The sequence below is a fragment of the Streptomyces sp. NPDC045701 genome (assembly GCF_056432045.1).
The window spans coordinates 303,379-329,920 of sequence record NZ_JBWKJV010000003.1 but is presented as its reverse complement, the minus strand read 5'-3'; the positions used below and the strand labels follow the sequence as shown (position 1 = coordinate 329,920).

At 69.3% G+C, this 26,542-nt stretch carries 20 protein-coding genes; 11 read left to right on the top strand and 9 right to left on the bottom strand.

The genetic code is table 11. The annotated features are described in order from the left end of the window. Nucleotides 1–26: 26 nt before the first annotated feature. Nucleotides 27–1,058, top strand: coding sequence for an alanine racemase (locus tag AC07DW_RS05605; protein WP_478856315.1), 1,032 nt, complete (start codon nucleotides 27–29; stop codon nucleotides 1,056–1,058). A 129-nt stretch (nucleotides 1,059–1,187) separates the two neighbouring features. Here AC07DW_RS05605 and AC07DW_RS05600 read toward each other — a convergent pair whose 3' ends face one another. Beyond that, entirely contained in the window at nucleotides 1,188–2,675 is a 1,488-nt protein-coding gene (locus tag AC07DW_RS05600) for a glycosyltransferase family 87 protein (protein WP_478856314.1), read from the bottom strand. Between the two features lie 193 nt (nucleotides 2,676–2,868). Continuing rightward, nucleotides 2,869–5,595, bottom strand: coding sequence for a transglycosylase domain-containing protein (locus AC07DW_RS05595; protein ID WP_478856313.1), 2,727 nt, complete (start codon nucleotides 5,593–5,595; stop codon nucleotides 2,869–2,871). 376 nt (nucleotides 5,596–5,971) lie between these two features. On the opposite strand from AC07DW_RS05595, the gene AC07DW_RS05590 reads away from it, so the two are divergent. The 3 genes from AC07DW_RS05590 (at nucleotide 5,972) to AC07DW_RS05580 (ending at nucleotide 9,161) form a co-directional block, all read left to right on the top strand. After that, on the top strand, nucleotides 5,972–6,688 hold the full coding sequence (locus AC07DW_RS05590; RefSeq protein ID WP_478856312.1) for a PadR family transcriptional regulator: 717 nt from the start codon (nucleotides 5,972–5,974) through the stop codon (nucleotides 6,686–6,688). Nucleotides 6,689–6,737: 49 nt separating this feature from the next. Next, nucleotides 6,738–7,820, top strand: a complete 1,083-nt coding sequence (locus AC07DW_RS05585) for an inositol-3-phosphate synthase (RefSeq protein ID WP_478856311.1) — start codon at nucleotides 6,738–6,740, stop codon at nucleotides 7,818–7,820. Between the two features lie 72 nt (nucleotides 7,821–7,892). Beyond that, nucleotides 7,893–9,161, top strand: a complete 1,269-nt coding sequence (locus tag AC07DW_RS05580) for an MFS transporter (RefSeq protein WP_478856310.1) — start codon at nucleotides 7,893–7,895, stop codon at nucleotides 9,159–9,161. A 94-nt stretch (nucleotides 9,162–9,255) separates the two neighbouring features. On the opposite strand, the gene AC07DW_RS05575 is transcribed toward AC07DW_RS05580, so the two are convergent. After that, nucleotides 9,256–10,722 (bottom strand): CCA tRNA nucleotidyltransferase, encoded by a 1,467-nt coding sequence (locus tag AC07DW_RS05575; RefSeq protein WP_478856309.1) that lies wholly within the window; start codon nucleotides 10,720–10,722, stop codon nucleotides 9,256–9,258. Between the two features lie 208 nt (nucleotides 10,723–10,930). Here AC07DW_RS05575 and AC07DW_RS05570 point away from each other — a divergent pair, with 208 nt between their 5' ends. The 7 genes from AC07DW_RS05570 to trxA all read left to right on the top strand — a co-directional run bounded on the left by AC07DW_RS05570 (nucleotide 10,931) and on the right by trxA (nucleotide 20,486). Beyond that, nucleotides 10,931–13,288, top strand: coding sequence for a DUF6049 family protein (locus AC07DW_RS05570; RefSeq protein WP_478856308.1), 2,358 nt, complete (start codon nucleotides 10,931–10,933; stop codon nucleotides 13,286–13,288). A 46-nt stretch (nucleotides 13,289–13,334) separates the two neighbouring features. After that, complete coding sequence (gene murJ / locus AC07DW_RS05565) at nucleotides 13,335–15,509, top strand: murein biosynthesis integral membrane protein MurJ (RefSeq protein WP_478856307.1); 2,175 nt, start codon at nucleotides 13,335–13,337, stop codon at nucleotides 15,507–15,509. A 117-nt stretch (nucleotides 15,510–15,626) separates the two neighbouring features. Continuing rightward, the gene (locus tag AC07DW_RS05560; RefSeq protein ID WP_478856306.1) at nucleotides 15,627–17,351 is read left to right on the top strand and encodes a protein kinase family protein; all 1,725 of its coding nucleotides are present in this window, start codon (nucleotides 15,627–15,629) and stop codon (nucleotides 17,349–17,351) included. 54 nt (nucleotides 17,352–17,405) lie between these two features. Continuing rightward, nucleotides 17,406–18,110 carry an RNA polymerase sigma factor SigM gene (sigM, locus tag AC07DW_RS05555; protein WP_478856305.1) on the top strand — a complete coding sequence of 235 codons (705 nt, stop codon included), beginning with the start codon at nucleotides 17,406–17,408 and terminating at the stop codon, nucleotides 18,108–18,110. After that, a complete protein-coding gene (locus AC07DW_RS05550) occupies nucleotides 18,107–18,994 on the top strand; it encodes an anti-sigma factor (RefSeq protein ID WP_478856304.1) in 888 nt (295 codons plus the stop codon). The genes sigM and AC07DW_RS05550 overlap by 4 nt, the downstream gene beginning before the upstream one ends. Before the next feature lie 126 nt (nucleotides 18,995–19,120). Then, a complete protein-coding gene (trxB, locus tag AC07DW_RS05545; RefSeq protein ID WP_478856303.1) occupies nucleotides 19,121–20,095 on the top strand; it encodes a thioredoxin-disulfide reductase in 975 nt (324 codons plus the stop codon). A 43-nt stretch (nucleotides 20,096–20,138) separates the two neighbouring features. Further along, nucleotides 20,139–20,486: a thioredoxin gene (trxA, locus tag AC07DW_RS05540; protein ID WP_478856302.1), complete on the top strand. Its 348-nt coding sequence runs from the start codon at nucleotides 20,139–20,141 to the stop codon at nucleotides 20,484–20,486. Nucleotides 20,487–20,564: 78 nt separating this feature from the next. Here the strand turns inward: trxA and AC07DW_RS05535 are convergent, their stop codons facing one another. The 6 genes from AC07DW_RS05535 to yidC form a co-directional block, all read right to left on the bottom strand. Beyond that, nucleotides 20,565–21,182 (bottom strand): GNAT family N-acetyltransferase, encoded by a 618-nt coding sequence (locus AC07DW_RS05535; protein ID WP_478856301.1) that lies wholly within the window; start codon nucleotides 21,180–21,182, stop codon nucleotides 20,565–20,567. Nucleotides 21,183–21,499: 317 nt separating this feature from the next. Continuing rightward, entirely contained in the window at nucleotides 21,500–22,603 is a 1,104-nt protein-coding gene (locus AC07DW_RS05530; protein ID WP_478856300.1) for a ParB/RepB/Spo0J family partition protein, read from the bottom strand. Beyond that, nucleotides 22,600–23,676 (bottom strand): ParA family protein, encoded by a 1,077-nt coding sequence (locus AC07DW_RS05525; RefSeq protein ID WP_478856386.1) that lies wholly within the window; start codon nucleotides 23,674–23,676, stop codon nucleotides 22,600–22,602. Before AC07DW_RS05525 ends, AC07DW_RS05530 begins: the two co-directional genes overlap by 4 nt. Nucleotides 23,677–23,911: 235 nt before the next feature. After that, nucleotides 23,912–24,622, bottom strand: coding sequence for a 16S rRNA (guanine(527)-N(7))-methyltransferase RsmG (gene rsmG, locus AC07DW_RS05520; protein WP_189549758.1), 711 nt, complete (start codon nucleotides 24,620–24,622; stop codon nucleotides 23,912–23,914). A gap of 160 nt (nucleotides 24,623–24,782) precedes the next feature. Beyond that, nucleotides 24,783–25,292 carry a Jag family protein gene (locus tag AC07DW_RS05515; protein ID WP_478856299.1) on the bottom strand — a complete coding sequence of 170 codons (510 nt, stop codon included), beginning with the start codon at nucleotides 25,290–25,292 and terminating at the stop codon, nucleotides 24,783–24,785. Between the two features lie 14 nt (nucleotides 25,293–25,306). Continuing rightward, nucleotides 25,307–26,542, bottom strand: a complete 1,236-nt coding sequence (gene yidC, locus AC07DW_RS05510; protein ID WP_478856298.1) for a membrane protein insertase YidC — start codon at nucleotides 26,540–26,542, stop codon at nucleotides 25,307–25,309.

Below are 26,542 nucleotides of genomic sequence, written 5' to 3'. Positions count from 1 at the left end.
AGCCACAGAAAGGTTCCGGGCCGGCCATGGCGCTCTCCCTCTACGTCGACACCGCTCGCTGGCGGGCGCACCAGAAGTCCGTGATCGACCAGTTCCCGGGCCTGGTCCCGGTGTGCAAGGGCAACGGTTACGGATTCGGCCACGAGCGCCTGTCCGAGGAGGTGTCCCGCTTCGGGGCCGACATGCTCGCCGTCGGCACCACCTACGAGGCGGCCCGCGTCAAGGACTGGTTCGGCGGTGACCTGCTGGTCCTCACCCCGTTCCGGCGCGGCGAGGAGCCGGTTCCGCTGCCGGACCGGGTGATCCGCTCGGTGTCGTCCGTGGACGGCGTCCACGCCCTCGTCGGCGCCCGGGTCGTCATCGAGTGCATGAGCTCGATGAAGCGGCACGGCATCGGCGAGCACGAGCTCGGCCTGCTGCACGCCGCCATAGAGGACGTACGCCTCGAGGGCTTCGCCCTGCATCTGCCGCTGGACCGCACGGACGGCACCGACGCCGTCGAGGAGGTCATCGGCTGGATGGACCGGCTGCGTGCGGCCCGGCTGCCGCTGCACACCATGTTCGTCAGCCACCTCAAGGCCGACGAGCAGGCGCGGCTCCAGCAGCAGTTCCCGCAGACCCGGTTCCGGGCGCGCATCGGTACGCGGCTGTGGCTCGGCGACCACGAGGCGACGGAGTACCGCGGCGCGGTCCTGGACGTCACGCGCGTGGCCAAGGGTGACCGTTTCGGCTACCGCCAGCAGAAGGCGGCGTCCGACGGCTGGCTGGTCGTCGTGGCCGGCGGCACCTCCCACGGCGTGGGCCTGGAGGCGCCGAAGGCGATGCACGGCGTGATGCCGCGCGCCAAGGGCGTGGCGCGAGCCGGTCTGGCGACCGTGAACCGCAACCTGTCGCCGTTCGTATGGGCGGGCAAGCAGCGCTGGTTCGCCGAGCCGCCGCACATGCAGGTGTCGATCCTGTTCGTCCCGTCCGACGCCCAGGAGCCGAAGGTCGGCGACGAGCTGGTCGCCCACCTGCGGCACACCACGACCCAGTTCGACCGCCTGGTCGAGCGGTAGGCCCGCCGGGCCCCACGGACCCACAGGCACCACGGGCGCCGGACACCACAGCCACCGGACACCACGGGCGCCGGACGCCAGGCGCCGGACGCGCCTCCACCCGGCCGGTGGGGGCCGGTCCGGCGCCTCTCACCTTCGTACGACGCCCCACTCCACACGCGGCCCCTGGACCGCGTGTGCGGTGTGCTGCGGCGGGCGGGCGGCCCGGCCCAGGACGAAGACGTCCCCGGCGCGGTCCAGGACGCCCCCGGACGGGTCGTCCGTCCCGTCGCGCCGGACCCCGTCCCGCTCGGGCATCAGGATGTCCCGCACCACCATGGCGCACAGGAACAGCGTCCCGGCCAGGTGCAGGACGATCGCGAACTGGTAGCCCTCCGTCGGCAACCCCTGCTTGTTGCCGCTCGTCGTGTACGCGAGGTACATCCAGATGCCGGTGAAGTACATGACCTCGCAGGCCTGCCAGACCAAGAAGTCCCGCCAGCGCGGCCGGGCCAGCGCGGCGAGCGGGATCAGCCACAGCACGTACTGCGGCGAGTAGACCTTGTTGGTGAGGATGAACGCCGCGATCACCAGGAAGGCCAGTTGGGCGAAGCGGGGCCGGCGCGGCGCGGTCAGCGTCAGGGCGGCGATCCCGAGGCAGGCCAGCGCCATCAGCACGCTGGCGTACGTGTTGACGGCCTCCGGCGTGATGTTCGCGCCCGTGCGCTGGGTGATGACCAGCCAGAAGGAGCCGAAGTCGATGCCCCGCTCCTGGCTGAAGGTGTAGAACTTCTTCCACCCCTCGGGCGCCAGCAGCATCACCGGGACGTTCACCGCGAGCCACGAGGCGGCCGTGCCCAGCACGGCTGCCCCGAACTCCCGCCACTTCCAGGCCCGCCAGCACAGCAGCAGCAGCGGCCCGAGGAGCAGGAACGGGTAGAACTTGGCGGCGGTGGCGAGACCCAGGAAGATCCCGAAGGCGAGGGCCCGCCCGCGGGACCACATCAGCATGGCGACGGCGGTGAGCGCCAGGGCGAGCAGGTCCCAGTTGATGGTGGCGGTGAGGGCGAAGGCGGGCGCCAGGGCGACCAGCAGGGCGTCCCAGGGGCGGTGCCGGTGCGTGCGGGCGACGCAGACGGCGAGGACGGCGGCGCAGGCCATCAGCATGCCCGCGTTGACCATCCAGTACATCTGCTCGCGGTACTGCAGGTCCCCGTCGAAGGGCAGCGTCAGCCATGACGCGACCTGCATGAACAGGCCGGTCAGCACCGGGTACTCGAGGTACTCCATGTCGCCGCCGAGGCGGTCGAAGTACGGGATCAGTCCGTCGGCGAAGCCCCGCCCGATGAACAGGTGCGGGATGTCGGAGTAGCAGGCGTGGGTGTACTGCGAGCTGGTGCCCCGGAACCACGCCCAGTTGTAGCAGGGCAGCTTCTGCACCATGCCGAGCGCGAACATCCCGATCGTGACGAGGGCGATCACCCGGACGGGCGTGAGCCCGCCGCCGCCGAGCCGCGCCGAGCGGCCGAGCGGGCCGCCGATCAGCTCGCTGCCGGCGGCTGCGACCTCGTCCCGCCGGGTCGGGGCCACGACGGGCCGGTCCTGAGGGGCGCTCGTCGTCTTGTGTGGGCTCGGCATGGGGACATCCTGCCGTACGCGGCTGTGGGCGGTCGTCGGCCTGTGGACAACGCTCCCCGGACGGCTCCGGCCCCCTCCGGCACTTGTGGACAACGACGAGGGCCGCCGCGTCCGGCGTACGCACGCGCTGTGCGCACTCCGGTGCGGCGGCCCTCGCCCCGCTGCCCCGGGCGGCGGTGGGGAACGCCGGGCGCTAGCCCTCCGTTCCGCCGAACCAACTGCCGTTGCCGCCACCGTTGCCATTGCCGTTGGTGGTGCCGCCGGTGGTCACCGACGGACTGGGACTGACCCCGCCGGTGGTGGCGCCGCCGTCGTCCGTACCGCCGGTGTCGGTGCCGCCACCCCCGTCCTGGCCCTCGACCTGGCCACCGTCCTGGCCGCCGTTCTGGCCGCCGTCCTCGTTGGCGCAGTCCCAGTCGAAGGGTCCGCACGAGGGCTCCGCCGGCTTGGAGCTCTCCGACTGCGACGGGGTGGGCGACGGGCTCTGGGACGGCGTCTGGGACGGTGTCGGCGAAGGAGACTTCGAAGGCGTGGGCTCGGGGCTCTTGGCGCCGCCGCCGTAGACGGTGTCGGCCTCCAGCGGCTCCGGCTCGGGGAAGCGCATGACCTCCTCGCCCTTGAGCGCCGCCGACATGTACTTCTGCCAGATCTCGGACGGGAACGACGAACCGTGGATCTTCTGCTGACCGCCCGTGCCGAACATCTTCAGGAACTTGCGGTTCTTGTTCGCCGCGTTGTCGTCCATCCGGTACATGTCGATGGCGGTGGCCAGCTGCGGCGTGTAGCCGACGAACCAGGCGGACTTGTTGCCGTCGGTCGTACCGGTCTTGCCGGCGACCTGACGACCCGGGATGGCCGCGTTGTTACCGGTGCCCTCGGGGTCCTCGACGACGTCCTTCAGGACGTCGGTGACGTTGCTGGCGATGGCGGACGAGAAGGCCTGCTCGGTCTTGGCCTCGTGCTTGAAGATCGTCTCGCCGCGCTTCTTCACCTCCGTCACGGAGAACGGGTCACGCTGCTTGCCGTTGGCCGCGAAGGTGGCGTAGGCACCCGCCATGCGGATGGCGCTCGGGTCGGAGATGCCGATCGAGAAGGACGGCACGTTCGCCGCGACCAGGCTCTCCTTGCGCAGGCCGGCCGCGATCGCCGTCTGCCTGACCTCCTCGATGCCGACGTCCATGCCCAGTTGCACGAACGGTGAGTTGGCCGAGTGGATCATCGCCTCGCGAAGGTTGATGTCCCCGTAGCTCTGGTCGCCGTCGTTGACCTGGAGCCACTCCTCCCCGTCCTCGTTGTGCCAGACGCTGCCGTCATACTTCTTGATCTTGAGCTTGTTCTGGCCGTTGTAGTACGTCTTGTCCGGATCGACCGTGCGCCGCTGCTCCGGGCCCTGCACCGCCTCCCCGTTGGGGTCGCGGACGCCGTACTCCATGGCGGCGGCCAGCACGAAGGGCTTGAACGTCGAGCCGACCTGGGCACCGGTCTGGTCGGCGTTGTTGGTGAAGTGCTTGGTCGCGTCGGAGCCGCCGTAGATGGCGACGATCGCGCCCGTCCTCGGGTCGACGGAGGCTCCGCCGAACTGGACGTGGGTGTCCGTGTCGGGTCGCTTCTCCGGGTCGATGTTGGCCTTCTCGACCTTTTCGACGGCCAGCCTCAGCGCCTCGACCTTCTTCCGGTCGAAGGTCGTGCGGATCTCGTAGCCGCCCTGGGACAGCTTCTTCGCCGTGATGCCCACATCGTTGTTGTTGATGACGAACGCCTTGGCGAGGTCCACCATGTAACCCACCTGGCCGCTGAGGCGGGCTTGCTTCTTCGGCGGCTCCGGCATCGGGAACTCGTTGTACTTGGCTCGCTCCGCGGCGTCCAGGTGGCCGTCCTTGACCATCTCGTCGAGGATCCACTTCCACCGCTTGGTGGCCGCCGTCGTGTTGGCCTCGGGAGTGGCCCGCGGGTCGATGTCCACCGAACCGGCCGGGTCGTAGTAGGTGGCGCCCTTCAGCAGCGCGGCGAGGAAGGCACACTCGCTGGCGTTGAGCTCCTTGGCGTCCTTCTCGTAGTACGTCCGCGCCGCGGCCTGGATGCCGTACGCCCCGCGCCCGTAGTAGGAGGTGTTCAGGTAGCCCGCCATGACCTCCTCCTTGTCCCCCTCCATACCGGCCTTGAGGGAGATGAAGAGTTCCTTGGCCTTGCGGCTCACCGTCTGGCTCTGGTCGTCCAGCATCGCGTTCTTCACGTACTGCTGGGTGATGGTGGAGCCGCCCTGGGTCTGCTCGCCCATGGCCATGTTGTAGAAGGCCCGGCCGATGCCCTTCGGGTCGACGCCCTTGTCGCGCCAGAACGTCTTGTTCTCGGCCGAGACGACCGCGTTCTGCATGTCCTTGGGGATCTGCTCGAAGTCGAGGATCTGCCGGTTGATCTCACCACCGGTGGCGGCCATCTGGGTGCCGTCGGCGTAGAGGTACACATTGTTCTGCGCCGTCGCGATCTTGACCGCCTGCGGCACCTCCACCATGGAGTACACCACCGTCGCCCCGCCCAGGACCGTGGCCGCGAACCCCAGGGACATACCGCCCACGAGCTTCCAGGACGGCACCCAGCGACGCCACCCGTACTTGTCGTGGCGCGGGTAGTCGATCAGCCGCTTCCTGCCCGGCTCCCCTCCCCGCGCGCCACGCCCCCCGGCGGCCGCGGCGGCGGTCTCGGCACCACGCCGGCGGCCGCCGCGCTGGGCGGCCCGGCGGGCCTCGGCGCGACTGCCGTACGCGCGCTCCTCGCCGCCGCCGTACGGGTCGGCAGGAGATCCTGTTCTGGTTCCCCGCGCCTGGGCCGCCCTGCGGCCTGAGGGCTGCTGGGCGGCTCGCCTGGCCGCGGCACGTCCGCCGCCCTGCGGCTGCGGCGGTTTGCGACGGTGCTCGCTCATCGAACGACTACTCCTCGGGCAGGCGAGTACGCCTGGAAGCGGCAGCTGGGTTCCGGTCCCCCCGAAATGGTTACGGACCAGCCCTGGCTGGGGCTCATCCGCGATGCACTCAGAACGAGGACGCCTACCGGCATCGCTTGGTTCCCACTGGTGTGCATGCCGCACAGACTACGCACGCTCAAAAACCCCTGAGGACCGAAGTTCATCCCAAATCAGGCAAGTCGTTTACTGCGAATTGACTATGTGACGCCGCTCACCCTAACCGCCCTTGTCGGGGGTGCCGGGCCGTTCTATCGTCAGGATGTATCGAGTCGATACATCAGCACGGCATAAGAGCCACGGTGTACGAGCCGGCGAGAGCGGAGGAGGGCGACGGATGAGCAGGCGATCCGGCATCCTCGAGTTCGCCGTCCTCGGCCTGCTCCGCGAAGCCCCGATGCACGGGTACGAGCTGCGCAAGCGGCTCAACACGTCGCTGGGGATCTTCCGGGCCTTCAGTTACGGCACCCTGTACCCCTGCCTCAAGACGCTGGTCGCAAACGGCTGGTTGATCGAGGAACCGGGCAGTGCCCCCGAGGACGCCCTCGCCGCCTCCCTCGCGGGGCGCCGCGCCAAGATCGTCTACCGGCTGACGGCCGAAGGTAAGGACCACTTCGAGGAGCTCCTGTCCCACACCGGACCGGACTCCTGGGAGGACGAGCACTTCGCCGCCCGGTTCGCCTTCTTCGGTCAGACGGAGCGCGAGGTGCGGATGCGGGTGCTGGAAGGCCGGCGCAGCCGCCTGGAGGAGCGCCTGGAGAAGATGCGCGCCTCCCTGGCCCGTACCCGGGAGCGCCTGGACGACTACACGCTCGAGCTGCAGCGGCACGGCATGGAGTCCGTGGAGCGCGAAGTGCGCTGGCTGAACGAGCTCATCGAGAGCGAGCGGGCGGGGCGGGACCAGCGACGGTCCGGCCCCGGGAGCCCGAAGGCCGGCCAGGCCCCCGAGGGCTCGGCCGATGCTCAGCAGGACGACACATCTGGAGACACGGGCGGCCTGCCCCGGCACGGGGGCAGTACCCGGCCGGATCCGTCCGACGACACCGCCAAGTGAGGCCCTGCGACCCGCAGGGCTTCGAAGATCAACACAGGGAGCAACCGGAATGGGTTCGGTTCGCGTAGCCATCGTCGGCGTGGGCAACTGCGCCGCCTCGCTCGTGCAGGGCGTCGAGTACTACAAGGACGCCGACCCGGCGGCCAAGGTGCCGGGTCTGATGCACGTGCAGTTCGGCGAGTACCACGTACGGGACGTCGAGTTCGTGGCCGCCTTCGACGTGGACGCGAAGAAGGTGGGTCTTGACCTCGCGGACGCCATCGGCGCCAGCGAGAACAACACCATCAAGATCTGCGACGTGCCGTCGACGGGCGTGACCGTCCAGCGCGGCCACACCCTGGACGGCCTGGGCAAGTACTACCGCCAGACCATCGAGGAGTCCCCCGAGGCCCCGGTCGACGTCGTCCAGGTCCTCAAGGACAAGCAGGTCGACGTCCTCGTCTGCTACCTGCCGGTCGGCTCCGAGGACGCCGCGAAGTTCTACGCCCAGTGCGCCATCGACGCCAAGGTCGCCTTCGTCAACGCCCTTCCGGTCTTCATCGCCGGCACCAAGGAGTGGGCGGACAAGTTCACCGAGGCCGGCGTCCCGATCGTCGGTGACGACATCAAGTCGCAGGTCGGCGCCACCATCACGCACCGCGTCATGGCGAAGCTGTTCGAGGACCGGGGCGTCGTCCTGGACCGCACGATGCAGCTGAACGTCGGCGGCAACATGGACTTCAAGAACATGCTCGAGCGCGAGCGCCTGGAGTCCAAGAAGATCTCCAAGACGCAGGCCGTCACCTCCCAGATCCCCGACCGGGACCTCGGCGAGGACAACGTCCACATCGGTCCCTCGGACTACGTGGCCTGGCTGGACGACCGCAAGTGGGCGTACGTCCGCCTCGAGGGCCGTGCCTTCGGTGACGTCCCGCTGAACCTGGAGTACAAGCTCGAGGTCTGGGACTCCCCGAACTCGGCGGGTGTCATCATCGACGCCCTGCGCGCCGCGAAGATCGCAAAGGACCGCGGCATCGGCGGCCCGATCCTCTCCGCGTCCTCGTACTTCATGAAGTCCCCGCCGGTCCAGTTCTTCGACGACGAGGCCCGTACGAACGTCGAGAAGTTCATCAAGGGCGAGGTCGAGCGCTAAAGCTCCACCCCACCGCCGAAGGTCTCCGTGGCATCTGCCCGGGGACCTTCGGCGTATGTGACCCTTGCTGCCATGCCTGTCGTACGTGACCTGCGCGTACTCGTGCGCCTGACGGACTTCCGCCGCCTGCTGGCCGTACGACTGCTCTCCCAGTGCGCCGACGGCGTCTACCAGGTCGCGCTCGCCGCGTACGTCGTCTTCTCCCCCGAGAGGCAGACCTCCCCCGCGGCGATCGCCGCCGCCATGGCGGTCCTGCTGCTGCCGTACTCGTTCGTCGGCCCGTTCGCGGGTGTCCTGCTGGACCGGTGGCCGCGCCGCCAGGTCTTCCTCTACGGCAATCTGCTGCGCGCCCTGCTCGCCACCGGCACGGCGTTCCTCATCCTGGCCTCCGTACCGGACTGGCTGTTCTACGCGTCGGCGCTCTCCGTCACGGCCGTCAACCGGTTCGTCCTCGCCGGGCTTTCGGCGGCCCTGCCCCGGGTCGTGGACCCCAGCCGGCTCGTGATGGCCAACTCGCTCTCGCCCACCGCCGGCACACTCGCCGCGACGGCGGGTGGCGGGCTCGCCTTTGTCGTGCGACTGGCCGGCTCCGGTTCCGACGCCGCGGTGGTATTGCTGGGCGCCGGCCTCTACCTGGGCTCGGCCCTCGCCTCCCTGCGCATGGGCCGCGAACTGCTCGGCCCCGACCCGGACGGAGTGCAGCCCCGGCTCGGCGCCGCCCTGGCCTCGACGGCCAAGGGGTTGGTCAGCGGGGTGCGCCACCTCGCTCGGCGGCGGGCGGCTGCCCGGGTGCTCGTCGCGATGACGGTGATGCGCTTCTGCTACGGCGCGCTGACCGTGATGGTGCTGATGCTCTGCCGATACGCCTGGTCGTCGACCGAGTCGGAGGGGCTCGCCCTGCTGGGGCTGGCGGTCGGCGCCTCGGGGGCGGGGTTCTTCGCCGCCGCCGTGTTGTCGCCCTGGGCAGTCGAACGGCTGAGGCGAAGCGGCTGGATGGTGTGGTGCGCCGCTTCGGCCGCGGTGCTGACACCGGCGCTGGCGTTGCTCTTCGCCCCCACGCCCATACTGGTCGCCGCCTTCGTGCTCGGGCTCGTCACCCAGGGCTCCAAGATCGCCACGGACACGGTGGTGCAGCTGGCGGTGGACGATGCCTACCGGGGGCGGGTCTTCTCGCTGTACGACGTCCTCTACAACACGGCCTTCGTCGGCGCGGCCGGGATCTCCGCCCTCATGCTGCCCCCGGACGGCCGATCCGTCCCGCTGGTCGTCATGACCGCTGCCCTGTACGCCGTCGTCGCCACCGCGCTGGAGCACTGGAGGCGCAGGGACGCCGTGCTCTGACGCGAAGGGGTGGTGTTTCACGTGAAACACCACCCCACAGTCAGCGGGCGGCCCGGTCATGTTTCACGTGAAACACGACCCGGCTTCCCCGCGCTCAGTTCTGCCCGGCCCACCACTCCCTGAGTGCGGCGACGGCGTCACTGTGCTCCATGGGTCCGTTCTCCAGGCGCAGCTCCAGGAGGAACTTGTACGCCTGGCCGACCGCCGGCCCCGGACGGATACCGAGGACCTCCTGGATCTCGTTGCCGTCCAGGTCGGGCCGGATGGCATCCAGCTCTTCCTGCTCCTGAAGCTTCGCGATCCGCTCCTCCAGCCCGTCGTACGCGCGGGAGAGGGCGGCCGCCTTGCGCTTGTTCCGGGTGGTGCAGTCCGAGCGGGTCAGCTTGTGCAGCCGGCTCAGCAGCGGCCCTGCGTCGCGCACATAGCGGCGTACCGCGGAGTCGGTCCATTCGCCGGTGCCGTACCCGTGGAAGCGCAGATGCAGCTCCACCAGGCGCGAGACGTCCTTGACCATCTCGTTGGAGTACTTGAGCGCGACCATGCGCTTCTTGGTCATCTTCGCGCCGACCACCTCGTGGTGGTGGAAGGAGACCCGCCCGTCGGACTCGAAGCGGCGCGTACGCGGCTTGCCGATGTCGTGCAGGAGCGCCGCAAGCCGGAGCACCAGGTCGGGGCCATCCTCTTCGAGGTCGATGGCCTGCTCCAGCACGGTGAGCGAGTGCTCGTAGACGTCCTTGTGCCGGTGGTGCTCGTCGCTTTCGAGTCGCAGCGCGGGCAGCTCCGGCAGCACCCGCTGGGCGAGCCCGCTGTCGACCAGCAGGCCCAGCCCCGTGCGGGGGCCGGCGGAGAGGATCAGCTTGTTGAACTCGTCCCGTACCCGCTCGGCGGAGACGATCTCGATCCGCTCGGCCATCCGCTTCATCGCGTCCACGACCTCAGGAGCGACCTCGAAATCCAGCTGCGCGGCGAAGCGTGCCGCGCGCATCATGCGCAGCGGGTCGTCGGAGAAGGACTCCTCCGGCGTTCCCGGTGTCCGCAGCACGCGGCCGGCCAGGTCCTCCAGCCCGCCGTGCGGGTCGATGAACTCCTTCTCCGGCAGGGCGACGGCCATCGCGTTGACGGTGAAGTCGCGGCGGACCAGGTCCTCCTCGATGGAGTCCCCGTAGGACACCTCCGGCTTGCGGGAGGTCCTGTCGTACGCCTCTGAGCGGTATGTCGTGATCTCGATCTGGAAGACCTGATCCGTGTCTCCGACACGGGCGGCCTTCTGCACGCCCACCGTGCCGAAGGCGATGCCGACCTCCCACACCGCGTCGGCCCACGGCCGGACGATCTTCAGCACGTCCTCGGGCCGGGCGTCGGTGGTGAAGTCCAGGTCATTGCCGAGCCTGCCGAGCAGTGCGTCCCGTACCGATCCGCCGACCAGGGCGAGGCGGAAGCCCGCCTCCCGGAAACGGCGGGCGAGATCATCGGCAGCGGGGGACACACGCAGTAGTTCACTGACCGCGCGGTGTTGCGCCTGGCTCAGTGCAGTCGGGTTGTCTTCGTTGGCGTTCGGCACAACAGAAAAGGGTACGTGCCCCGGCCCGGGGCGGCGTCCCGGTTTTCAGCGGCCTCGAGCCCCTGCTCCCCGCTTCCTCCGGGCCCCCGTGTGCCCGATCATGTGGAGCAGTCCGCGGCACTTAGCCGCGGCGCTCCTCGTTACCATGCGTGGACGCAGGAACCGACGAACCACCAACGGCAACAGACGAACGAGGACGGGCGAGCGCGTGGCCGAGGCGGCAGACTTCCAGAGCACGAGTCGCTCTCCTGCCCGGCGGTGGCTACGGCGCGCGGCCTCCGCCCTCGTGAGTGCGCCGGTCCTGGCGACCCTGCTGTACGTCCCCGCCACGCCCGCGTCCGCCGCCGAGAAGGCGTCCCCGTCCCGGACGGTCGATGTGTCCCTGGACACGGTGACGCCCACCACGCCGGTCGAGGGGGACACCCTCACGATCAGCGGCACCGTGACGAATGAGGGCAAGGAGACGGTGAACGCGGCGAAGGTCGACCTGCGGCTCGGGTCCCGGATGGCCAACCGGGGCGAGATCGACGCGGTGGCCAAGCGCACCGGCTTCAGGCCCGGCGACGACGGCGCGGCGCTCGGCGGCCCGTACAGCATCAAGATCCCGCAGCTCGCCGCCGGCATCAGCAAGGACTTCAGCATCGCCGTACCGGTCGAGAAGCTGGGCCTCGACGACGAGGGCGTGTACCAGCTCGGGGTCTCCCTCACGGGCCGGACGGGGAGTGCCCGCTACGACCAGGTGCTGGGAATCGAACGGACCCTCCTGCCCTGGCAGCCCGAGGCGACCGAGAAGAAGACGCAGGTCACCTATCTCTGGCCGCTGATCTCCTCGACGCACCTGTCCGCGGAGACCGGCTCGGACGACCAGCAGACGCCGGTGTTCGAGGACGACGACCTGGCCGCGGAGCTGGCTCCGGGCGGCCGGCTGGAGCGGCTGGTGGCGCTCGGCGCGGAGCTCCCCGTCACCTGGGTCGTCGACCCGGACCTGCTCGCCACCGTCGATGCGATGACGCGGAACTATCAGATCAAGGCCGATGACGAGCGCGTACCCGGCAAGAACCAGGCCATCGCCAAGCAGTGGCTGAACAGCCTGGACAAGGCGGTGCAGGGCGACAAGGTGGTGGCCCTGCCCTACGCCGACCCGGACCTGGCGTCCCTCGCCCATCGGGGCAAGGACGTCTCCGGCTCGCTGAGTCATCTCCAGCCGGCGACCCAGGTGGCCGAGAGCACGGTCGAGACGATCCTCCATGTGAAGCCGTCCGTCGACTTCGCCTGGCCGGTCGACGGAGCGGTCGACCCGTCGATCATCGACATCGCCACCTCAGCCGGCGCCGACAAGGTGATCGCCCGCAGCGACAGCATCCGGGACGAACTGCCCTACACGCCCAACGCCGCACGACCCATCGGCGGTGGAACCACCGCCGTCGTGGCCGACGCGTCGCTGTCCACGGTGTTCGAGGGCGACATGACCCGGGCGGGGAACTCCACCCTCGCCGTCCAGCAGTTCCTCGCCCACACCCTGGCCGTGACCCAGCAGCAGCCGGGCAAGCTGCGCAGCATCGTGGTCGCCCCGCAGCGGATGCCGACCGCCGCGCAGGCCCAGTCGATGGCCACCGCGCTGCGGGCCCTGTCCGCACAGCGCTGGACACAGCCCAGCGACCTGCTCACGGCGGCGGCGGCCAAGCCCGACGACCGGGCGACGACGAAGGTCCCGGGCGCCAGGAAGTACCCGGCCAAGCTCCGCAAGCGCGAGTTGCCCGTCCAGACCTTCCAGGACATGAAGATCACCCAGGACAGCCTGGACAACTTCAAGGTCATCCTGACGACGGCGTCCCGGGTCGTCACGCCCTTCGGCAACGCGATCAACAGGGAGATGTCGACGTCCTGGCGCGGCCGCGCCCAGCCGGCGTCGGCCTACCGGGAGAGCGTGCAGGTCCATCTGCTGGACCTCACCTCCGAGGTCCAGCTGATCGACAAGTCCGACCTCACGCTCTCGGGACGCAGCGCCACCATCCCGGTCACGGTGCAGAACCAGCTGTTGCAGGACGTCGAGCACCTGGTGCTGCGGCTGACGTCGACCAAGCCGACCCGTCTGAAGCTGAACGGCGGCAACGCCGTGACGGAGCTGCCGGTGAAGATCGCCGGCGGGCACAGCCAGTCGGTGAAGTTCACGGCGTCCGCCAACGCCAATGGTCCGGTCCCGATGACGGCCCAGTTGTACACGGAGGACGGCAAGCCGTACGGCAAGCCGATGATCTTCACGGTGAAGGTCTCCGAGATCACGCCGACCGTGATGCTGGTGATCGCCGGCGGCTTCCTGCTGCTGGCTCTCGCCGGCATCAGGATGTACACCCACCGCAAGCGCGCCGCGGCGCGCGAGGCGGACGCGGTCGACGAACCCGGCACCGAGGCGGAGACGCCGTCGGCGTCCGGTCCGGGCGCCACCCCCGGGGCCGGCGATGCGACTGCGCAGAGCAACGATCCCGAGCAGCCGAGTGACCCGGTGCCGGACACCGGAGCACAAAGCACCGACCCGTCGGGTCAGGGTGAGAAAGTGGACCGTTGAGCGATGTCGTGGCCGGTCGGCCGGGGACGATGAGGTGGGGTAAACCATGAACGCGCCGTACGACGGTGACCGCGGTCAAGGCGCGGGCGGCGGCAGCGCGCCTTCCGGGGGGACGTTCCCCCCGGCGGGCCATGTCCCGCCCCCGGGCCCGCCGCCCGCCCCGGACCCGTACGTCCAGCACGCCTACGAGCAGGACCCGTACGGCAGCCACGACCTCGCCGCGCAGGACCCGGTCGGCGAGGCGCTCTACGACCGAGCGGCGCACCCTCCGCCGCCGCCCGGCACCTACGAGGAGCCGCCGCCGCTCTACCAGCAGCCGGCGGCGCCGCAGTACGCCCCGGACCCGCGGGTCTGGGCGCAGACCCCGCCGCCCGAGCCCGACGGGCCGTCCCGCCACCTCCCGTACGGCGACGACGCCCGGACCGTTCAGTTCACCGGGGTCGACGACCTCGTCACGCACGCCGCCGATGAGCAGCCCGAGCCGGACGCGTTCGCGCACCTGTACCGCGACCAGCAGGCCCACGGGCAGCCACCGGCCCCCCGGGAGCCCGAACCGGAACCGGCTGCCGCGCCCGCCCCCAAGAAGTCGGGCGGTCGCGCGTCGGGCCTGCTCAAGTCGAGCGCCGTGATGGCGGCCGGCACGCTGGTCTCCCGGCTCACCGGCTTCGTACGCAGCCTGGTGATCACCGGTGCCCTGGGGGCCGCGCTGCTGGGCGACACCTACACCATCGCGGCCACCCTGCCGACGATGATCTACATCCTGACCGTCGGTGGCGGTCTCAACTCGGTCTTCGTCCCCCAGCTCGTCCGCTCGATGAAGGACGACGAGGACGGCGGCGAGGCGTACGCCAATCGCCTGCTGACGCTGGTGATGGTCGCGCTGGGCGTGATCGTCACCATCGCGGTGTTCGGCGCCCCGCTGCTGATCCGGGCGATGTCGGACACCATCGCGAGCGACGCCTCCGCGAACAGTGTGGCCGTCACCTTCGCCCGCTTCTGCCTGCCCACCATCTTCTTCATGGGCGTGCACGTGGTGATGGGTCAGATCCTCAACGCCCGCGGCCGGTTCGGCGCGATGATGTGGACCCCGGTCCTCAACAACGTCGTCGTGATCTTCACCTTCGCCATGTTCATCTGGGTGTACGGCTCCTCCGCCGAGACCGAGATGGGCGTCACGACCATCCCCGACGAGGGCATCCGCCTGCTGGGCATCGGTACGCTGCTCGGCCTGGTGGTCCAGTCGCTGGCGATGATCCCGTACCTGCGCGAGGCCGGCTTCCGCTTCCGCCCCCGCTTCGACTGGAAGGGCCACGGCCTCGGCAAGACGGTCAAACTCGCCAAGTGGACCGTCCTGTTCGTCCTCGCCAACCAGGCCGGTGTCGTCGTCGTCACGCAGCTGGCCACGGCGGCGGGCAAGGCGTCCGGCCAGGACGGCGCCGGCTTCCTCGCGTACTCCAACGCCCAGTTGATCTGGGGCATGCCGCAGGCCATCATCACCGTCTCGGTCATGGCCGCGCTGCTGCCGCGCATCTCGCGCGCCGCCCACGACAACGACGCGGGCGCCGTCCGCGACGACATCTCCCAGGGGCTGCGGAACTCCGCCGTCGCGATCGTGCCCGTCGCCTTCACCTTCCTGGCTCTCGGCGTCCCGATGTGCACGCTGCTGTACGCCTCCAGCGGCACCGAGGCCGCCCGGAGCATGGGCTTCATCCTGATGGCCTTCGGCCTCGGCCTGATCCCCTACTCGGTGCAGTACGTCGTCCTGCGCGGCTTCTACGCCTACGAGGACACCCGGACGCCCTTCTACAACACCGTGATCGTGGCCGCCGTGAACGCGGCGGCGTCGGCGGCCTGCTACGTACTGCTGCCTCCCAAGTGGGCCGTCGTCGGCATGGCCGCCTCCTACGGTCTGGCGTACGCCGTCGGTGTCGGTGTCGCCTGGCGTCGGCTGCGCAACAGGCTGGGCGGCGACCTGGACGGCGCGCACGTCGTGCGCACCTACGCCAGGCTGTGCATGGCCTCCGTCCCCGGCGCGGTCCTCGGCGGCGCCGCGGGCTTCGGGATCCTCAAGGCCCTGGGTGACGGTGCCCTCGGGTCGCTCGCGGCACTCGTGGGCGGTGGGATCGTACTGATGGGCGTGTTCTACGTCGGGGCCCGGAAGATGCGGATCGCGGAGCTGAACGCCATGGTCGGCATGGTGCGCGGGCGTCTCGGACGCTAGAAACTAGGACTGGCACAACCATCGTGGGCGACCGCGTGTCGTGCATAGCGCCGGACTGTGGGCACAATTGGCATGGCTGTTGGATGTGGCGCAACGGATGGGGAGGCAGGAACGACGGTGGCGGAACGTAGCACGGCTGCCGTCGACGTGGCCGACAACAGCGGAAACGACCCGCTGACCGCCAAGGCGGACGAGGCCGCGAGCGACGGGGTGGCGGAAGCGCAGGACACGGCGGAGCGGTCCGCCCAGGACAGCGACGGCGAACGGCGGGACAGCGAGCAGACCCTCATCACGACGCCCGAGCTCCACAGTGGCCACAAACTCGCCAGACGCTACCGGCTCGAGGAGTGCGTCACCCGTCTGGACGGGTTCAGCAGTTGGCGTGCCGTCGACGAGAAACTGCGCCGGGCCGTCGGGGTCCACATCCTCCCCGCCGACCACCCGAGGGCCCGTTCGGTGCTGGCCGCCGCACGCTCCTCGGCACTCCTCGGCGACCCGCGCTTCGTCCAGGTCCTGGACGCGGTCGAGGAGAACGACCTCGTCTACGTCGTCCACGAGTGGCTGCCGGACGCCACCGAGCTCACCGCGCTGCTCGCGGCCGGCCCGCTCGAAGCGCACGACGCCTACCAACTCGTCAGCCAGGTCTCCCAAGCCATGGCCGCCGCCCACCGCGAGGGCCTCGCCCACCTGCGGCTCACGCCGAGCGCCGTGCTGCGGAGCTCCACCGGCCAGTACCGGATCCGCGGACTCGCCGTGAACGCCGCCCTGCGCGGCATCAGTGCCGAACGTCCCCAGCGCACCGACACCGAGGCGATCGGCGCCCTGCTGTACGCGGCGCTGACCAAGCGCTGGCCGTACGAGAACGACGCCTACGGCCTGTCGGGGCTGCCCAAGGGCGTCGGGCTGATCCCCCCGGACCAGGTTCGGGCCGGCGTGCACCGCGGACTGTCCGAGATCGCCATGCGCGCCCTGGTCAACGACGGAGCGACCGCGTCCCGCCAGGAGCCCCCCTGCACCACGCCCGACGAACTCGCCAAGGCCGTCGCGGCCATGCCCCGCATCCGGCCGCCGGAGCCCGAGTTCCCGACGCCCCTCGAGTACCAGCGCACGACCTACCAGCAGGGCAACTACGGCCGTTCCCAGTCGCGCACCGGAGCGGCGGCCACCGTGGCCTCGCCGATGCCGCCTCCCCCGTTGCAGAGCCGTACCGGCAAGGCCCTCAAGTGGGCCGTGTCGGCACTCCTCATCGCGGCCCTCGGGCTGGGCAGCTGGCAGGTGGCCGACAAGCTGCTCGACCGGGGGAGCAACGAGAAGACCGGCGAGACCGGCACCCAGACCTCTCCGGGCGGCCAGAACCAGAAGAAGCCTCAGCAGCCCCCGCAACCCCTGCACATCTCCGACGCCCGTGAGTACAAGCCCGGAGGGTCCGGAATACAGGAGGACGAGGTGGCGAACGCGGTGGACGACAGTGCCGACACCGCCTGGATCACCCCCCAGTACTTCACCTTCGCCAATTTCGGCAATCTGACCAACCGCAAGCAGGGCAGCGGGATCATCGTCGACCTCGGCAGCGTGCAGAACGTCCGGGGCATCGACGTGACCATGTACCGCGCCGGGCAGAAGGCACAGGTGCTCACGGCTGACGAAGGGGCGACCGACCCCCGTGCGCCGGGCGACTTCACGCACCGCTTGACCGAACTCGAGACGGTGGGCGACACCCTCAAGGCCAGCGTGGACAAGCCCATCCGTACGCGCTACGTGCTCGTCCACATCACCGAGCTGCCGAGCGACGGCGAAGGCGGCTACCGTGGCGGCATCTCCGGCATCAAGGTGCTCGGTTGAGCCTGCGGGCTCGACGCCGGGTGCCGACGGTGACAGTGGAGGGGAGGTGGCGGCATGACGAGCGGGGCGACCGAGAGTCTCAGTGACCACGACCTCCTGGCGCACCATGTGGCAGGCGATCCGGACGCCTTCGGCGAACTCGTACGCCGGCACCGGGACCGGCTCTGGGCCGTCGCCCTGCGTACGCTCGGAGACCGCGAGGAGGCCGCTGACGCCGTCCAGGACGCCCTCGTGTCCGCCTTCCGGGCCGCCCACACCTTCCGCGGTCAGTCGGCCGTCACGACCTGGTTGCACCGCATCACCGTGAACGCGTGTCTCGACCGGGCTCGCAAGGCCGCCTCCCGCAGGACCTCGCCCGTCGACGACACCGAGCGCCTGGAGCAGCTCCTGGAGCCGCACGAGTCCGCCGAGGCTCCGGCGGAGCGACAGGACCTGCACCGCGAGCTGTTCGCCGCGCTCGGGAAGCTGCCGCCGGATCAGCGCGCCGCTCTGGTCCTCGTGGACATGCAGGGCTATCCGGTCGCCGAGGCGGCACGCGTCCTCGACGTACCGACAGGGACCGTGAAGAGCCGCTGCGCGCGGGGCAGAGCCAGGCTCCTCCCGCTGCTCACTCATCTGCGCGGGGACACCGTGGATAACGACGGCCCCGACCGGGCAAGGAACCGGACGCCGGGGACATCCGTCCCACCGGCGTCGGGACCAAGGGATGCAGGACCGAGTGATCCTGCTGCTGTGAAGGGCGGAGGTGGGCGCGCGTGACCACGACCGACACGACTCAGCACCCGGACGTCTCGGAGATCTCCGATCTCACGGAGGGGCTGCTGTCACCGTCCCGGACGGCCGACGTACGCGCGCACCTCGACGGCTGCGCGCTGTGCGCCGATGTCCGGTCCTCCCTGGAGGAGATCCGGGGGCTGCTGGGCACCCTCCCCGGCCCCGCTCGCATGCCGGCCGACATCGCCGAGCGCATCGACGCCGCCCTCGCCGCCGAGGCGCTGCTGGATGCCACCGCCCCAGCAGAGGCCGGGGCGCACGTTTCACGTGAAACAACGCCCGCGTCCGTCCCCACCGAGCCCGTGCATACCGACCGCCCTGCGGGCCGTCCCCGAGCCGCTACAGGACCAGGGCGTCAGCGACCGGCACGGCGTCGGCGGCGCACCGCCGTTCTCGGCGCGGTCTTCGGCGCGGCGGCCATGGGAGTCACCGTCCTCTTCTTCCAGGCCGGTCGGTCCGGGGACGACCCCTCCGGGTCCAAGACCGCGGACGCCGCCGTGAGCGCGCCCGATGAGGGGATGTTCTCCGGTAAGGCCGTGGAGGACCGGGTGGACGCGCTGCTGACCGCTCCGGAGCCTCCCAAGTCCGCCCGCACCGAGAAGCAGCCTCCCTCGATCGACCAGCCGTCGACGATGTTCACCGCAGAGGCCGTGACGGTTCCGGCCTGCGTCCAGGCGGGCACCGGGCGCGACGACCGGGCTCTCGCCGCGGAGCCCGGGACCTACGAGGGCAAGGCCGCCTACCTGGTGGTCCTGCCGCACGTCACGAACCCTTCCCAGGTCCAGGCATACGTTCTCGACGCCTCCTGCACCACCCGGAAGACCGCCAAGGCGGACGTGCTGCTGACCCACGCCTACCCTCGTCCCTGACACCGCCCCCGTGCCGCTCGGACACCTCGGGAATGCACGCCCCGTAGGATCCGTTGGGTGGGGTGAGAGGTCGTAGACCTGGCCCCCGTAGGCAGTAGGCAGTCCGCAGAGACGAGGAAGAAACCCGTGAGCGACGTCCGTAACGTGATCATCATCGGTTCCGGGCCCGCCGGCTACACGGCTGCGCTGTATACGGCGCGAGCCTCGCTGAAGCCGCTGGTCTTCGAAGGGGCCGTCACCGCCGGTGGTGCGCTCATGAACACGACTGACGTGGAGAACTTCCCCGGCTTCCGTGACGGGATCATGGGCCCGGACCTGATGGACAACATGCGGGCCCAGGCCGAGCGCTTCGGCGCCGAGCTCGTTCCGGACGATGTCGTCTCGGTCGACCTGACCGGCGACATCAAGACGGTGACCGACACGGCCGGCACGGTGCACCGAGCCAAGGCTGTGATCGTGACGACCGGTTCCCAGCACCGCAAGCTGGGCCTGCCGAACGAGGACGCGCTGTCGGGTCGCGGCGTCTCCTGGTGTGCCACCTGTGACGGGTTCTTCTTCAAGGACCAGGACATCGCCGTGGTGGGCGGCGGCGACACCGCCATGGAGGAGGCGACCTTCCTCTCCCGGTTCGCCAAGTCCGTCACCATCGTCCACCGCCGGGACACCCTGCGCGCCTCCAAGGCCATGCAGGAGCGCGCCTTCGCCGACCCGAAGATCAAGTTCGCGTGGGACAGCGAGGTCGCGGCGATCCACGGCGAGCAGAAGCTCTCCGGTCTGACGCTGCGCAACACCAAGACCGGCGAGACCTCCGAGCTGCCGGTCACGGGTCTGTTCATCGCCGTGGGCCACGACCCGCGCACGGAGCTGTTCAAGGGACAGCTGGAGCTGGACGACGAGGGCTACCTCAAGGTGAACGCGCCCTCGACGCGCACCAACCTGGCCGGTGTCTTCGGCGCTGGTGACGTCGTGGACCACACCTACCGCCAGGCGATCACGGCCGCAGGCACGGGCTGCTCCGCCGCTCTGGACGCCGAGCGCTTCCTGGCGGCCCTCGCCGATGGTGAGAAGGCCGCCGAGCCGGAGAAGACCGCCACGGTCTGACCACCATTCCCCACCCACACCCCGCGAAGTGAAGGAGGCCGCCGTGGCCGGCGACCTGAAGAACGTGACCGACGACTCCTTCGAGGAGGACGTCCTCAAGAGCGACAAGCCCGTGCTGGTGGACTTCTGGGCTGCCTGGTGCGGCCCGTGCCGCCAGATCGCGCCGTCGCTGGAGGCCATCGCCGCCGAGCACGGTGAGCAGATCACCATCGTCAAGCTCAACATCGACGAGAACCCCGCCACGGCCGCCAAGTACGGCGTCATGTCGATCCCGACGCTGAACGTCTACAAGAACGGCGAGGTCGACAAGACCATCGTCGGCGCCAAGCCGAAGGCCGCGATCCTCCGCGACCTGGAGCCCTACCTCGGAGACCAGGTCTCCAAGGCCTGACGCCGCTGTTTCACGTGAAACACCAACGGCCCATCCCCTCGGGGATGGGCCGTTCGGCTGAGAAAAACCCTGCGGTTCTCACAAGGGCCGCAGCACCGGCTCCTTCTGTACGGCGCCGAGCAAGCGGTCCAAGGCCATCTCTACGTCTTCCTTCCAGGACAAGGTCGTCCGCAGCTCCAGACGGAGCCTCGGGTACGCCGGATGCGGACGCACGGTCTTGAAGCCCACGGCCAGCAAATGGTCGGCCGGCAGCACACAGGCCGGCTCCTTCCAGCGGGCGTCACCGAATGCCTCGATGGCCTTGAAGCCACGGCGCAGCAGGTCCTTCGCCACGGTTTGGACCATTACCCGTCCCAAGCCCTGCCCCTGGTAGCCGGGGGCGATCCATGCCGTCATCAGCTGAACCGCGTCGGGGGACACGGGACTCGTGGGAAAGGCGGTCGACCGCGGAACATAAGCGGGCGGCGCGTAGAGAACGTACCCGGCCGGTACGTCGTCCACGTAGACCACCCGGCCGCAGGACCCCCAGTCCAGCAGCACGGCGGAGATCCACGCTTCCTTCTCCAGCTCCGGAGTGCCCGCCTTTACCGCGGCCTCTCCGCTGACCGGATCAAGCTCCCAGAAGACGCACGCGCGACACCGTTGGGGGAGATCCGGAAGGTTGTCCAACGTGAGCGGTACGAGCCGACGCCCCATGAAGGCTGTTCCTCACTTCCTTCGCCTGCCGCTCCGAGAGCGGCGGTCAGCGCGCTCCGTTCCCGGAGCAAGCTGCCGATGAACCCGCCGACCGCACCGAGTCCCAGTCCTGCGGTCAGCAGTTGGCTGCGGCTCACCTCTCGCATGCCTGGCTCTCCCTTCGAGGTGGATCAGGCGGATGCGCATACCAGAACGCATCGTATCGATCGGGTGATGACACGCATACGGGAAGAGGCCAAAGGGCGGGCCGTGTCCCGGTGAACACCGGAACGCGGCCCGCCCTGACAATCTCTGACGACCGGGGAAGAACTCCCCTCTCAGCCCTCGTCGCCGTCCTGGAGGTCCTCCTCGGCCAGCTTCTTCTCCAGGACCCTGCCCTCCCCCGGAGCAAGGGTGCCGAGGATGCGCTCCAGGTCCTCCATCGAGGCGAACTCGACGACGATCTTGCCCTTCTTCTGCCCCAGGTCCACCTTCACCCGCGTCTCGAAGCGGTCGGAGAGCCGGGTGGCCAGCTCCGACAGCGCCGGCGAGACACGGGCGCCGGCGCGTGGGCCCTTCGCCTTCGGCGGGCTGCTGGGCTCGGAGCCCATGAGCGTCACGATCTCCTCGACGGCCCGGACCGAAAGTCCCTCGGCCACGATCCGGTAGGCCAGCTTCTCCTGAGCCTCGGGATCGTCGACCGAAAGCAGGGCCCTGGCATGCCCCGCCGACAGCACGCCCGCAGCGACCCGACGCTGGACCGTGGGTGACAGCCGCAGCAGGCGCAACGTGTTGGAGACCTGCGGACGTGAACGCCCGATGCGGTCGGCCAGCTGCTCGTGGGTGCAGTTGAAATCCTTGAGCAGCTGGTCGTAGGCCATGGCCTCTTCGACCGGGTTGAGCTGCGCCCGGTGCAGGTTCTCCAGCAGGGCGTCCAGCAGGAGCTTCTCGTCCTCGGTGGCACGCACGATCGCCGGAATGTGTTCCAGGCCCGCCTCACGACAGGCCCGCCAGCGACGCTCGCCCATGATGAGCTCATAGCGCTCGACACCCAGCTGCCGAACGACGACGGGCTGGAGCAGGCCCACCTCCTTGATGGAGGTCACCAGCTCGGCCAGGGCATCCTCGTCGAACACCTCGCGCGGCTGGCGCGGGTTCGGAGTGATGGCGTCCAGCGGAAGCTCGGCGAAGTAGGCGACAGCCTCCGTCCCGGCCTCGGCCACGACCTCCGGCTCTACGACGGACAGCTCACTTTCGACAGGCTCAGGGCTCTGCGGAAGCGTCGCCACCTTCGCGGCCGCCACTCCGCGCTCCGCGGGAAGCGACGGAATGGCCCCCGGGGAGGCGGATCCCACACCCACCGACGTCGTCTGCCGCTCCTGCGGCGCGGCGGGGATCAGCGCACTGAGTCCTCGCCCCAGCCCCCTACGTCGCTCGCTCACTGGATCCCCTCCGACATGCTGTGCTGGTTGTTCCGGTTACCCGTGGGGGTGTGCTGGGCGTCGTAGTGCATCCCGACGCCCCGCAGTGCGATCTCGCGGGCCGCTTCGAGGTACGACAACGAGCCACTGGACCCGGGGTCGTAGGTCAGGACCGTCTGCCCGTAGCTCGGGGCCTCGGAGATACGGACGGACCTTGGAATGCTCGTCCGCAGGACCTCGTCACCGAAGTGGCTCCGGACTTCCTCCGCCACCTGGGACGCCAGCCTGGTCCGGCCGTCGTACATGGTGAGGAGGATGGTCGAGACGTGCAAGGCCGGATTGAGATGGCCGCGCACCAGGTCGACGTTCCGCAGCAGCTGGCCGAGTCCCTCCAGCGCGTAGTACTCGCACTGGATGGGAATGAGCACCTCGGCACCGGCCACCAGGGCGTTGACCGTGAGCAGACCGAGAGAGGGCGGGCAGTCGATCAGGATGTAGTCCAGTGGCTGCTCATACGCCTGGATCGCTCGTTGGAGCCGGCTCTCCCGCGCCACCAGCGACACCAGCTCGATCTCCGCACCGGCGAGATCGATGGTGGCCGGAGCGCAGAAGAGTCCCTCCACGTCGGGGACGGGCTGAACCACGTCGGAGAGCGGCTTGCTCTCCACCAGGACGTCGTAGATCGACGGAACCTCGGCATGATGGTCGATACCGAGAGCCGTTGAGGCATTGCCCTGCGGGTCGAGGTCGACGACCAGGACCCGAGCGCCGTGGAGTGCCAGCGAGGCGGCGAGGTTGACCGTCGTGGTGGTCTTGCCCACCCCACCCTTCTGGTTGGCGACCACCATGATGCGTGTCTGTTCAGGCCGGGGAAGTCCTTCACCCGCACGGCCCAGAGCCTCTACTGCCAGTTGGGCAGCTCGACCAATAGGGGTGTCGTCCATCGGGGGCGGTGTTTCACGTGAAACATCCTCCCCCGCCGATTCGGTTCGGGGACCGGGGACCGGATCGGTCATCGGTCCCGCGATGTTGGCGTCGGACCGCAAGGATTCACTCTCCTCGGCTTCAGGCTCGCGATGAGGAGAGCCTGCCATGCTTTCGGGGTCATGAACCAGCGAGGCCCCTGGTTCTGTGGAGAACTCCACCTCTGTGGACAACTCCGTAACCCTCGCGAGTGGCCTGCGGTCGCGCGGCGTGGCAGCCGCGCGACCGCGGCTGATGATTCCCTGCAGCAGTGAGCGACGTTTCACGTGAAACATTGATGCACTCACCGCCCAGTCAGGGCGTCACGACACTCCGAAATGCGTACGTATGAGGATCAACCAGGCATCAACGGCGCCGACGTGAGGGCCTGGCCGCCTTGGCCCGCTTGGCAGCGAACCGCACACCGCCGGGGCTTTCACCGACCTCCACGCGCACCACGGTCGACAGAGGATCCACGATGCCTTCTCCCACATGAAGGACGGAGGCCCCCACGACGCCCAGCTTGCTCAAAGCGGCACGGGCGCCTTGGATCTCCTCCTCGGCCGTGTCGCCCTTCAGCGCCAGCATCTCTCCGTAGGGCCGCAGCAGCGGGACACCCCAGCCGGCGAGGCGGTCCAGCGGGGCGACGGCCCGCGCGGTGACGACATGGACGGGCGGCAGCTTGCCGAGGACTTCCTCGGCCCGGCCCCGTACCACGGTGACATGGTCCAGGCCGAGCAGCTCCACGACTTCCTGGAGGAAGTTCGTACGGCGCAGCAGCGGCTCGAGAAGGGTGATCTTCAGGTCGGGTCGGACCAGCGCGAGCGGGATGCCGGGCAGACCGGCGCCGGAGCCGACGTCGCAGACAGTGACCCCCTCGGGCACGACCTCGGAGAGCACCGCACAGTTCAGCAGGTGCCGCTCCCACAGCCGTGGCACCTCGCGGGGACCGATCAGCCCGCGCTTGACACCCGCGTCCGCGAGGAGCTCCGCGTACCGGACGGCCTCGGGGAAGAACTCACCGAAAACCGTCCGCGCTTCTTGAGGCGCATGGGGAAGCTCTTCTGCCTCCGTCACGGGAACCGTCCTTCCGTACCGCATTACCGCACTGGGTGCTGGCCCCAGTGATCAGTGACTATCAGGCTGACAAAGATCGGCCCCGCCTGCGAACAGACGGGGCCGATTCCCCCAAGCTCTCAGCTTCGTTCGAGCAGGGGGAACCCCTACCGAAGTGCGGTCAGGCAGGGAGCACGACGACGAAGCGCTGCGGCTCCTCGCCCTCGGACTCGCTGCGCAGACCGGCGGCGGCCACCGCGTCGTGCACGACCTTGCGCTCGAACGGTGTCATCGGCTGCATCTTGACCGGCTCACCGGTGCTCTTCACCTCGTCGGCCGCCTGGGCGCCCAGCTGGGCGAGCTCGGTGCGCCTCCTGGCCCTGAAGCCGGCGATGTCCAGCATCAGCCGGCTGCGGTCACCCGTCTCGCGGTGCACGGCGAGGCGCGTCAGCTCCTGAAGCGCCTCCAGCACCTCGCCGTCGCGACCCACCAGCTTCTGGAGGTCACGGCTGTCGGAGTCGCTGATGATCGAGACCGCGGCGCGGTCCGCCTCGACGTCCATGTCGATGTCGCCGTCGAGATCGGCGATGTCGAGCAGACCCTCGAGGTAGTCGGCCGCGATCTCGCCCTCCTGCTCCAGGCGGGTCAGGGTGTCGCCACCCTGGGCGGCGGAGGTGATGCCTTCCGTCACGGATGGACTCCTTCTTACTTCTTGGACGACGGGTGCTTGGGCCGCTGCTGGCCCTTGCGCTGTCCGGACTTGGCTTGGCGAGTGGAGCCGCCGGCGGGCTTGGCCGGCTGCTTCGTTGCCTCCTGGGGCGCGTCGGCCTTCTCCAAGGAGGTCTTCGCCGGGGGCTGCTGAGCGCCGCCGGCCTGGCGCTTCGCCTTGGGCTGGCGCTTGGGCTGCTGGCGCCGGGCCGCGGCCGCGTTCTCCGCCTCGGCGGTGGCGGGGTCGACCTTCTTCACGGAGCCGTCGGCCTGCGGGGTGAAGCCGGCCTTGGCGAGCGCCGTCACGAACTTGCGCTCGTTGTCGTTGCGGTCCGGGCCCTTGGCCACGATCCCCTGGACGACGGTGCGCCGACGGCGCCCCCGGACCTCACCGTGAGCGGTGACGCTCTTCACCAGACGCTGAAGGTAGTGGTCCTGTGCCTTGCTGCCCGGGGTCGGGTTCTGGTTGATCACGTACATCTGCTGGCCCATGGTCCACACGTTGGTGGTCAGCCAGTAGACGAGGACACCGACCGGGAAGTTGATGCCCATCACGGCGAAGATGATCGGGAAGATGTACATCAGCATCTTCTGCTGCTGCATGTACGGGGTCTTCACCGTCAGGTCGACGTTCTTCTGCATCAGCTGGCGCTGGGTGAAGAACTGCGACAGCGACATCATGACGATCATGACGGCGGTGACGATGCGGACGTCCGTCAGGGAGGCGTTCAGCGCCTCGACCTTGCCCGGGTCGTCCATGAACTTCGCCGCGATGGGGGCCCCGACGATGTGGGCCTCACGGGCGCTGTTCACCAGGTCCTGGTTGAGGACCCCGATCGTGTCACCCGAAGCGATCTTCGACAGCACGTGGTAGAGGGCGAAGAAGAACGGCGACTGCGCCAGGATGGGAAGGCACGAGGAGAGCGGGTTGGTGCCCGTCTCCTTGTACAGCTTCATCATCTCTTCGGACTGACGCTGCTTGTCGTTCTTGTAGCGCTCCTGGATCGCCTTCATCTTCGGCTGGAGCGCCTGCATGTTCCGGGTCGACTTGATCTGCTTCACGAAGAGCGGGATCAGGCAGATCCGGATGAGCACCACCAGGGACACGATCGACAGACCCCAGGCCCAGCCCGTGTCAGGGCCGAACATCGCCCCGTACAGCTTGTGGAACTGGACGATGATCCACGAGACAGGTGTGGTGATGAAGCTGAACAGACTGGCAATCGTGTCCAC

What these genes read in the sequence shown, in the direction of transcription:
- AC07DW_RS05605 (WP_478856315.1), top strand. Translation starts at nt 27, where the DNA reads ATGGCGCTCTCCCTCTACGTCGACACCGCTCGCTGGCGGGCGCACCAG.
- AC07DW_RS05600 (WP_478856314.1), bottom strand. Translation starts at nt 2,675, where the DNA reads ATGCCGAGCCCACACAAGACGACGAGCGCCCCTCAGGACCGGCCCGTC.
- AC07DW_RS05595 (WP_478856313.1), bottom strand. Translation starts at nt 5,595, where the DNA reads ATGAGCGAGCACCGTCGCAAACCGCCGCAGCCGCAGGGCGGCGGACGT.
- AC07DW_RS05590 (WP_478856312.1), top strand. Translation starts at nt 5,972, where the DNA reads ATGAGCAGGCGATCCGGCATCCTCGAGTTCGCCGTCCTCGGCCTGCTC.
- AC07DW_RS05585 (WP_478856311.1), top strand. Translation starts at nt 6,738, where the DNA reads ATGGGTTCGGTTCGCGTAGCCATCGTCGGCGTGGGCAACTGCGCCGCC.
- AC07DW_RS05580 (WP_478856310.1), top strand. Translation starts at nt 7,893, where the DNA reads ATGCCTGTCGTACGTGACCTGCGCGTACTCGTGCGCCTGACGGACTTC.
- murJ (WP_478856307.1), top strand. Translation starts at nt 13,335, where the DNA reads ATGAACGCGCCGTACGACGGTGACCGCGGTCAAGGCGCGGGCGGCGGC.
- sigM (WP_478856305.1), top strand. Translation starts at nt 17,406, where the DNA reads ATGACGAGCGGGGCGACCGAGAGTCTCAGTGACCACGACCTCCTGGCG.
- AC07DW_RS05535 (WP_478856301.1), bottom strand. Translation starts at nt 21,182, where the DNA reads ATGGGGCGTCGGCTCGTACCGCTCACGTTGGACAACCTTCCGGATCTC.
- AC07DW_RS05525 (WP_478856386.1), bottom strand. Translation starts at nt 23,676, where the DNA reads ATGGCAGGCTCTCCTCATCGCGAGCCTGAAGCCGAGGAGAGTGAATCC.